Here is a 9,391-nt window from a genome sequence, read left to right as displayed (position 1 = left end):
ATGCTGATCACGAGCGGCGTCCTCCTGCGCCCGTCGACGTTCGACGAGCGTTCTGGTTTTCATCAACCAGGAGTGTACGCCGCTCTCCTTTCACCCTCGCTCATACACACTCTATGCCGCAGGACCCGGGCTCCACGTCCAGACAGGCCGCGATCAGATCCGTTTCCGTTCCCTTGAGCTTCGCGAGCTTGCCTTCGAAGGACTCGTAGCAGGTCAGCTTCGCTTTCACATCCCAATTGGCCCGAGCCGGAAGCGCGGGCAGCACGAACAGAGACAGAACACCGAGAGCAACGATCGAACGCATGTAAAACCTCCTTGTTCCCATGGCTCGTCACGCTCGGCGCGTCTGTCAACGAGGTCGCAGAGCCCGCGATCAGCCGGGCTTCGCCTTGATCCGCACCGGCATTCGCGCGAGGCGCTCGAAGTCACGCTGCTGCCGCCGAACGCCCCACCAGTCGTAGAGGAAGATCTCGATCGGGCGCCACATGGCGACCCAGCCGCCGATCAGCAGGCTCTCGCGGCCGAGCTGGAACAGCGCGGAGCTTCCCACCTCGGCCAGCGCGTTTCCGACCAGCACGCACACGGTCATGAAGCCGAGGCCGATCATCAGGCTGGTGCGCCCGCGCGACATCAGCTGGCGGAACTCGCGCTGCTTGACCTCGGCGCGGTAGAGAAAGTGACTCTGCACCGCTGCCGCGACCTGCGCCGAGAGCTCCTCATCTGGAAGCGGCCCGCGCACGTGGACCAGCAGCTCGAGCTCCGCCTTGTGCGGCAGATCGCGCGCCCAGCTGACGATGAACGCCTCGGCCGCCTCGTCGAGCGAGCGCTCGCGGAACGGAGACGGGTCGAGCGTGTGGAAGAGCTGGTTGACCTCGCGGAGCGCGAGCTCGATCCGGGCGACATTGCTGCCGGTGGCATCCACGTCGAGTGATCCCGTAGCGGGATCGCGATCCGCTGTCGAGCTTCTCGCGGTGTGTGCGAGACTGCGGCTCGGTGCCTCGCGACCGGGGCCAGGAGGAGCAGCGATGACCACGATTCCGAAGCGCGGCCTCGAGACCGAGGAGCTGTTCCGCCGCCTCGAGACGTTCCGCAAGGACGACGTGAACTGGCGCGACGGCCGGGTCTGGGCGTACGTGTACGACCCCGGCGCGGAGGCCGAGGCGGTGATCAAGCGCGCGTACACGATGTACCTGACCGAGAACGCGCTCGACCCGACGGCCTTCCCGAGCGGGATGCGGCTCGAGAACGAGCTCGTCGCGATGGCGGCCGCCCACCTGCGCGGCGACGCGAACGTGGTCGGCAACTTCACCAGCGGCGGCACGGAGTCGATCATCTGCGCGGTGAAGGCCGCGCGGGACTTCGCGCGGGCGAACCGGCCGAAGGCGACCTCGCCACACGTGCTGCTGCCGACCACCGCGCACGCGGCGTTCCACAAGGCCTGCCACTACCTGGACGTCGGCGTGCGAACCGTGCCCGTCGACGCGAAGAGCTTCCGCGCCGACCCGCTCGCCATGCGCGAGGCCATCGACGAGAACACGATCCTCATGGTCGGATCGGCCGTCTCCTACGCCCACGGCGTGGTCGATCCGATCCGCGAGCTCGGCCAGATCGCCCTGGAGCGCGACCTGCTCTTCCACGTCGACGGCTGCATGGGCGGCTTCCTGCTGCCCTATTTCCGGCGGCTCGGCGCGTCCGTGCCCGACTTCGATTTCAGCGTGCCCGGCGTGACGAGCGTCTCGATGGACTTCCACAAGTACGCGTTCGCTGCGAAGGGCGCGTCGGTGATCCTCTATCGCAGCGCCGAGCTGCGGAAGTACCAGATGTACGCGTGTGCGAACTGGACCGGCTACACCGTGATCAACCCCACCGTGCAGAGCACGAAGTCGATCGGCCCGCTGGCGGCGGCCTGGGCGGTGCTGAACCACTTCGGAGACGAGGGCTACCTGGAGATCGCGCGCCAGGTGCTCGATGCGACGCGTCGCATCGCGGACGCGATCGAGGCGATGCCCGACCTTCGCCTGCTCGGCCGGCCCGAGATGAACCTGGTCGCGTTCGCCTCGGACACGGTCAGCGTCTTCCACGTGATCGACGAGATGAAGCTCCGCGGCTGGTACATCCAGCCGCAGCTCGGCTTCGCGAGCTCGCGCGAGAACATCCACCTCTCGATCATGCCCTCGAACGTGCGCTGGGTGGACGCGATGCTCGCCGACCTGCGCGAGTGCGTGGAGAAGGCGCGCTCGCTCGTAAGCGGCGAGCTCGCCGCGAAGATCAGCGCCGCGTTCGCGAACGTCGATCCGGCCTCGATCGGCGACGACACGATTCGCGGCCTGCTCGCGATGAGCGGCGCGGCGGGCAACGCGCTTCCCGAGCGGATGGCGGACGTGAACGAGGTGCTGAACGCGCTTCCGGTTCCGATCCGCGAGAAGCTCCTCGTCGGCTACCTGAACACGCTCTACCGGCAGCCGGAGGAAGAGAGCGCCACGGGAAGCTGAGCGACGCGGGCGCCTCGCTCAGGCCAGTCGCTCGCGCGCGAAGCGCGCCACGGCCTCCAGCGCCGCGAGGCCCTCCGGGTGGAGCGCGGCGAAGACCGGCGCGTTGTGTGGCATGTCCTTCGCGACGTGCAGCGCGACCTCGACGCCGGCCCGCTCGAGTCGCGCCGCAAAGAGCAGGATGTCGTCGCGCGGAATCTCAAGCTCGCCGACCGTGATCAGGGTCGGCGAGAGTCCCGCAAGCTCCGCGTACGTTGGCGAGACGCGCGGATCGTCGAGCGGGATTTCCCCCGCGAAGTCCGCCGCCTGCCGCGCGAGCACCCCTCGCGTGCCGAAGTCGAAGCGATCGTTCTCGGTGTAGGACGCGCCGGGCAGGGTCAGGTCGACCCACGGCGAGACGAGCGCCGCGCCAGCCGCCTGAGGCCGGCCCAGATCGCGAAGCGCGAGCTGCAGCGCGATCGCGAGATTCCCGCCCGCCGAGTCGCCTGCGACCACGATCGCGCCCGGCGGCGTGCCCGCGCCCACGAGCGCATCGAACGCGGCGCACGCGTCCTCGAGCTGTGCCGGGTAGCGGTGCTCGGGCGCGAGTCGGTAGTCCACGCCGACGACCTCGACGCCGCTCGCGACCGCGAGCCGCGCGAGCAGCTCCGCGTGTGTCGTCCGCGCCGACCCGTACGCGTAGGACCCTCCGTGGAAGTAGAGAATCGCCGCCCCCGCGCGCGCCCCCGGCGGCACGACGCGCAGCGCCGGAACGCCGCCGAGCGAGATCGGCTCTTGCCGCGATCGCCTCGCGAAGACGCTCGGGTACGGCCGCCGGTCCATGTCCGCGCGCAGGCGAGCCGGCGACCAGTCCGCCGAATCGTCCCAGTCCGCGCGCAGGTAGCGGACCGTCCACTCGAAGCCGAACGACCACGACGCTCTTCTCGGGCCGTGCCGCAGCCGGGCGTGGAGCGTGTGCAACCCGGCTGCTCCGAACAGACGAAGCATGCGAACCATGTGCTGCCCTCGACCGCTAGTCGCAGCTCCCGTCGCTTCCCGCGCTGCAGGCGAGCGGGCAATCCGGACACTTCGGGCCCGCGGCCTTCCCGCTCAGGCTCCGGAACACCGCGAGGTCCGCCGAGTTGATCAGCGAGCCTCGCTCGTCGAGGTCGTAGCGGGCGCAGGGCTGCACGCCGGTCGTGCCGCACAGGTCGCTGGCGCGGCTCTTGCCGTTGCTCGCGCGGAACTGCGTCAGGTCGCCCGTGCCGATCAACGTCCCCGTCGGCGTGAAGTCCGCGTCGCAGACGTTTCCATAGCCGTCGCGGTCGTCGTCGCGCTGGCCGCCGGTGAGCGTCGCCCATGGGTTGGTCGCGAGGAAGTCCTCCGCCACGAGCGGGTTGGCGACGAGGACGCAGTTGTCGGCGCAGTCGCCGACGCCATCGCCATCCGAGTCGCTGTCGTCGACGGCGCCGTTGCAGTCGTTGTCGAGACCGTCGCACAGCTCCGCGCTCGGCAGGCCGGGCAGGCAGGTGTCCCTGCCGTTCGCGCACACTCCGGTTGACGCGCACTCGCCCTGCCCGCACGCGGTCGGCACTCCCTCGAGACCCGGACCGCAGCCCGCCGCGAGCGCCGCACATTCGCCCGGGACTCCCGGCTCGAGCAGCGACTGGAGCGGCACATAGGGACAATCGTCGTGGAGGTCGAAGAGCCCGTCGAAGTCCGAATCGACGGCGTATCCGGGAATCCGGACGCCCGGGCGGCCGAGGTCGCGCAGCGGGGGATACACGCGCTCGAGCCGCGACCAGCTCGCCGGGCCGGCGACGCGCGCACCGGCCGGAGTCGAATCGCTGGTTTCCATGCTGAACGGTGTCGTGCCCGGAAGCGGCGTCAGGTCGTCGGTTTCGGACGAGCGGACCGCGATGACGCCAGTAGAGAGCGTCGTGGCGGACTGCGGCGGGCAGGAGCCTCCGCTCGAGGTGCAGAAATTGGGTGTGTCGACGAAGAGATTGTGTGACTCGGTCAAATTGCCGCTGGTTCCCTGCACGATGAACAGGTCGCGAATGTCCCAGACGACCGAATCCCGAACGACCGCGAGCGCCGTCGGATTGTCCGAGGTCTGCCAGGCCACGCCGCCGGGGCTCGAGGCGAGGCCCGCGAACGTGCCGTGCAAGAGTGACAGGTCCGAAGTCAGTGAGTCGTGAGTCCCCACGTCGAAGCCGCGCGCCCAGCCGCAGCTGAGATCCGGCGGGCAGTCCGTCCTCGTCACCGCGACGTCTTCGTAGCTCTGGTCGGACGAAGTGAAGAACCAGGGTCTCGACGAGCCGGTGTAGAGTCCGGTCGCTCCGTTGGCGCGGCCGAGTCGGATGAACGCGCCCCTGACCACGTCCGCCTCGGCGATTCCGCGCAAACCATCGGCCACGTAGGATGAGAACACGTCGGCGCCCACGATCCCGTCCGAGCTCGCCCCGGGCTGGGCGGAGAAGGCGGGAACACTGCGGCAGAGCGAATTCACTACCAGCACACGGAATGCGTTGTAATCGGCGTTCGTCGGCGCGCCGACGCACGAATCCTGAAGGTTCTGGAAAACGCCATCCGAGACCAGCCAGCGCCCCGATGCGGTGGCGCCGGTCTGGTTCGCGACCCACATCAGGCCGCCGTTGTGAAAGTTCGAGCAGAGCGGCGCCAGGATGTCGACACCGTCGCGGAGCATCAGATCCGTGTCCTGGAAGTCCAGACACTGCGCCGACGGCTGCTGCCCGAGCGTCGAGGCGAACGTGCAGGTCGGATGGTCGAGCGTGATCCGCGCGAACTGGTACCGGTTCGGGGCGCTGGTCGAATCGCCGTTCACGACGATGCAGTCGTCGCCCAGGCGAGTGCCGCGCCAACCGACGATCGCGACGATCCCGTCACCGCCGGGGTACTCGTAACGGTTGATCCACAGACCGTGTCCGCGCGACGGATCCGCGCCCAGATCGGTCGGCAGCGGATCGCGAGCGGTCACGTCCTCGTTTGCGCCAAGGCCGTTCTTGATGTTCTTGTACTTCACCGCCTCGCCGCCGCCGAAGTGCGAGATCTCGACCTGCCGCAGGTAGAGTGCTCCGGTCGTATTCGCGCCCGTGAACCGCGACTCGATCGGGTCGTAGTCCAGTCCGAACGCCGCATCGCCCCGGCCCCAGAACGAGATCCGCACGCCTTCCAGATCGACGACGGAGTCATCTTCGAACCGCAGTCCGGCACCGGTCTTGCTTTGCACCGGCGCGAACTGCTTGTTCGCCTCGGGCACCGTGAGCGTCACTGGGTTCCAAACGACGAATGGATCTCCAGCCGCGAAGCGCTCCACGTATTCGACGGCGGAGCGCCCGGTCGAGGCTGATGAGCCGATGATTCGCGCCGCGGCGCCGTTCGAGCAGCTCGCGCTCGGGTAGCCCGAGACGAGCGAGAACCGCCCCTCGTTGACCGGCACGTCGGCGATGCGCCGTGCGGAGGAGCACGGCAGCCGCTCGGACGAGGCGCCCGCGAATGGCGAGTCGTTGCTCACGGCCGGGCAGTCCGCGTCGCAGACGAACCACGCCCCTAGACTGGCGCGGGCGTCGGCACCTTCGAGCCCGCTCGGCCAGATCACCGTCGTCGAGCCCTGCGCCACCGTCGCGGTCGCGGTCGGGCTCGACGGGCCGATCCCTCTCGCCGCCTGCTGGCCCTCGGAGTTGTAGTCGAGCACGAGGCGACTCGGGGCCGACGCGCCGACGATCCTGTACCAGGTGCCGCGGTGCGCCGACGGCCAGCCGAAGCGGATGTAGCGGCCGACGAAACGCGCGTCGCCGTCCTCGATCCCGCCGAGCCCATCGACATCGATCGAGACGTCGGTGCAGTCCGCGGCCTGGAACGGAGCTTCGGGCAGGAAGTCGGAGTTGGCGGGGCAGTTCTCGCCCGTGACTGCGGTGACTACGCCGCTTCCCAGCCGCACACCACGAGCGCGAAAGAGACCGCCCGCGACATTCGCCACCTCGCAGTTCGTGGTGTCGACCGCGTCGCAATCGATCTCGAGCCGGTCCCCGCCGGAGAGCTCGATCGTGCCCTCGTTCCGGATCGCGTAGCTCGCGATCGGATCACCGACCGTGAGGACCTGACCGCCGACGCTGGAGAGCGCTCCGCTCTCGATGGTCAGGTCGGCCGCTGCCTGCGCGCACCCGCCCTCGAGCGTGACGTGGTGGCCCTGCGCGATCGTGATCCGATCGCTGGAGCCCGGCGTTCCGGGCGGATCCCAGGTCTCGGCTGCGCACCAAGCGCCGTCGCCGGTCGACGTCCGAGACGCGGCCCGCGCCAGATCGGCACAGACCAGCAGCGAGCACGCCATGACTGCGGCAGCAAGGAATCGCACGCGACGGAACTCCGGGGTCGACACCGACCAGAGACGGGGGCGACTGCGCTCCAGAGCAGAATACCACGACGCCGCGTCGTTCCTCGGCGCGCCGCGCGCGGCGAGCGCACGCGGACGGGCAGCCAGCCCGCGCAACCGCGCGTTGTGGTACACGAAAGGCATGCTCGACCGAATCGACCGGGTGCAGATGGCGGTGCCGGATCGGAAGGCGGCCGCCGCGGGGTGGATCGCGATCCTCGGAGCGGAGCCGGATGGGGAAGATCGAATCTCGGCGCTCGCCGCCCGGCGCACCCGGCTCCGGCTCGGCGACGGCGCGATCGAGCTGCTCGAGCCCGACGGTGAGGGTGCGGTGGCGCAGGCGGTACGGGCCAATGGCGCGCACCTCTTCGCGGCGGGCGCGTCGTCGGCGGATCTCGATGCGCTGCTGGCGCGGCTGCGCTCGCTAGACGCGACGGTCGTCGTCGAGGCGGGGCAAGCCTTCGTCGCTCCCGTCGCGGGTCTTGCGGGGCTGCGGCTGGTTCTCTCGCGGAGCGAGCGGCGGCCCGCGGTCGGCGCGGTCGACGGACTGTACGAAGTCACGTATCTGGTCGCCGACGCGCCGAGCGCGACGGCCCGCTGCGCCGACGTCTTCGGGCTCGACGCGGAAAGCTTCGTCCCGATCGAATCTCCGCACTACGGCTACCGCGGCACTCTCACGCTCTTCCACCCCGACCGCCTCCACCGCTTCGAGATCGTGCACCCGCACGTCGCCACCCAGACGATGGGCCGCTTCTTCGCCAAGCGTGGCCCATCTCTCTACATGGCCTTTGCCGAGAGCGGGGAGCTGCCTGCGATCGAGGAGCGCGCGCGAGCCCGCGGCGCGGGGTTCACCGCGGTTCCGGGCGCGGGCGAGCGCGACGCGGAAGGTCTGCAGACCGTGTTTCTGCATCCGCCCGCGCTCGGTGGCATGATGCTCGGCATCTCGCGGCGCAAATGGGCGTGGACCTGGTCGGGGCACCCCGAGCGGGCGCGCTCGTGAGCGCGAGATCGCGAATCGAGGAGCTGGCGCCGTGAGTCGAGATCGCAAGCAGGTCGTGTTCGTCGGGGGCTCGGTCGCAGGCCTGATCGGGGCGCTCGCGCTGGCGCGAAGCGGCCAGCGCGTGACGATTCTCGAGAAGGATCCGACGCCGCTCCCCGAGACGCCGGACCAGGCGTTCGACGCGTGGGACCGGCGCGGCTCGCCGCAGGTGCGCCACTCGCACGCGTTCCTCGGCCGCATGTTGAAGCTGATCCGCGAGCGCGAGCCGGCGCTTCTCGCGCGGCTGCTATCGCTGGGCGCAGAGGAGATCACGTTTCGCGCGCAGGCGCGGCGCTACTTCGAGGACCCGAGCTTCGAGCCGGGCGACGACGACGTGGTGCTCCTGGCCTGCCGGCGCGTGACGCTCGAGTGGGCGCTGCGCCGGCACGCGCTGGCGACCGGCCTGGTCGAGTTCCGCGACGGCGCCGAGGTGACGGGACTGGTCACCTCGGGCGAGCGCGGCGCCCGCCCCCGGGTGACCGGAGTGCAGCTGCGCACACGGAGCGGCGCGGTCGAGACCGTCGCGGCCGATCTCGTCGTCGACGCGAGCGGCCGGCGCACGAAGCTCGCCGACTGGCTCGAGGCGATCGGCGCGCCTCGCCCGCGCGAGGAGAAGCAGCCCTGCGGGATCTTCTACAGCTCCCGCTTCTACCGGCTTTTTCCCGGCGTTCCGCGCCCGAACCAGGACGGCGTGATCGGCGGCGACCTCGGCTACATCAAGTTCGGGATCTTCCCGGGCGACTCGGGCACGTTCTCGATCACGCTCGCGGCGGCGCCCGACGACGACCCGATGCGCGCGGTGCTGCGCGGACCCGGCTTCGACGCCGCGACCCATGCGATCCCCATGCTGATCGAGTGGGTGAAGCCGGAGGTCTCGACGCCGATCTCCGAGGTCAACGGCATGGCCAACCTGAACGACGTGCGTCGCCACATGGTCGAGAACTCCGAGCCGCTCGCGCTCGGGATCGTGGCGATCGGCGACTCGCTGGTCCACGCCAATCCGATCACCGGACGCGGCTGTACGCTGGCCTGGATCACCTCGTACGCGCTGGCGGACGCGATGTCGAAGCACCCGGACGATCTCCGCGCGCTCGCGCTCGCGCTCGACGCCGCGGTCGAGCGCGAGGGCGCCCCGTGGCTTCGCGCGCAGATGGCGCAGGACCGCGACGCGGTGGCGGTGAACGAGGCCATGCGCCGCGGCGAGGATCCGTTCCGCTTCGAGCAGGCCGACGGCTCGGTCGACCCCGCCCGCTTCGCGCGGAGCGTGGTCCGCGACGGCCTGATGCCGGCGACGCGCGAGAACCTCGACGTGATGCGCGCGCTGATGCGCGTCGCGCACATGCTCGACGCGCCCGAGGATCTGACGGGCCGACCCGAGATCACCGCCGCCGCGCTGGCCGCGCACGCACGCCGACACGAGCGCCCGCCGCTCGTGGTCGGCCCGTCCCGCTCGGAGATGCTCGAGATTCTCGCGCAGCCGGCCTGAGC

At 70.0% G+C, this 9,391-nt stretch carries 7 protein-coding genes; 3 read left to right on the top strand and 4 right to left on the bottom strand.

The window, feature by feature from the left end; genetic code table 11:
- Nucleotides 1–100: 100 nt before the first annotated feature.
- Complete coding sequence (locus FJ108_03275; protein ID MBM4334920.1) at nucleotides 101–304, bottom strand: hypothetical protein; 204 nt, start codon at nucleotides 302–304, stop codon at nucleotides 101–103.
- A 69-nt stretch (nucleotides 305–373) separates the two neighbouring features.
- Entirely contained in the window at nucleotides 374–922 is a 549-nt protein-coding gene (locus tag FJ108_03270) for a hypothetical protein (protein ID MBM4334919.1), read from the bottom strand.
- A 103-nt stretch (nucleotides 923–1,025) separates the two neighbouring features.
- Between FJ108_03270 and FJ108_03265 the strand changes: the two genes are divergently transcribed.
- Nucleotides 1,026–2,492: an aspartate aminotransferase family protein gene (locus tag FJ108_03265; protein MBM4334918.1), complete on the top strand. Its 1,467-nt coding sequence runs from the start codon at nucleotides 1,026–1,028 to the stop codon at nucleotides 2,490–2,492.
- Between the two features lie 18 nt (nucleotides 2,493–2,510).
- Here FJ108_03265 and FJ108_03260 read toward each other — a convergent pair whose 3' ends face one another.
- Nucleotides 2,511–3,485 (bottom strand): alpha/beta hydrolase, encoded by a 975-nt coding sequence (locus tag FJ108_03260; protein ID MBM4334917.1) that lies wholly within the window; start codon nucleotides 3,483–3,485, stop codon nucleotides 2,511–2,513.
- A gap of 16 nt (nucleotides 3,486–3,501) precedes the next feature.
- Nucleotides 3,502–6,471 (bottom strand): hypothetical protein, encoded by a 2,970-nt coding sequence (locus FJ108_03255; protein ID MBM4334916.1) that lies wholly within the window; start codon nucleotides 6,469–6,471, stop codon nucleotides 3,502–3,504.
- A 154-nt stretch (nucleotides 6,472–6,625) separates the two neighbouring features.
- Here FJ108_03255 and FJ108_03250 point away from each other — a divergent pair, with 154 nt between their 5' ends.
- Nucleotides 6,626–7,864 carry a hypothetical protein gene (locus FJ108_03250; protein ID MBM4334915.1) on the top strand — a complete coding sequence of 413 codons (1,239 nt, stop codon included), beginning with the start codon at nucleotides 6,626–6,628 and terminating at the stop codon, nucleotides 7,862–7,864.
- A gap of 7 nt (nucleotides 7,865–7,871) precedes the next feature.
- Nucleotides 7,872–9,389, top strand: coding sequence for a hypothetical protein (locus FJ108_03245; protein ID MBM4334914.1), 1,518 nt, complete (start codon nucleotides 7,872–7,874; stop codon nucleotides 9,387–9,389).
- Nucleotides 9,390–9,391 lie beyond the last annotated feature (2 nt).

The sequence above is a fragment of the Deltaproteobacteria bacterium genome (assembly GCA_016875225.1).
GTDB lineage: Bacteria > Myxococcota_A > UBA9160 > SZUA-336 > SZUA-336 > VGRW01.
This window is presented reverse-complemented; position numbering and strand designations above follow the sequence as displayed.

What these genes read in the sequence shown, in the direction of transcription:
- FJ108_03275 (MBM4334920.1), bottom strand. Translation starts at nt 304, where the DNA reads ATGCGTTCGATCGTTGCTCTCGGTGTTCTGTCTCTGTTCGTGCTGCCC.
- FJ108_03250 (MBM4334915.1), top strand. Translation starts at nt 6,626, where the DNA reads ATGGTCAGGTCGGCCGCTGCCTGCGCGCACCCGCCCTCGAGCGTGACG.
- FJ108_03265 (MBM4334918.1), top strand. Translation starts at nt 1,026, where the DNA reads ATGACCACGATTCCGAAGCGCGGCCTCGAGACCGAGGAGCTGTTCCGC.
- FJ108_03260 (MBM4334917.1), bottom strand. Translation starts at nt 3,485, where the DNA reads ATGGTTCGCATGCTTCGTCTGTTCGGAGCAGCCGGGTTGCACACGCTC.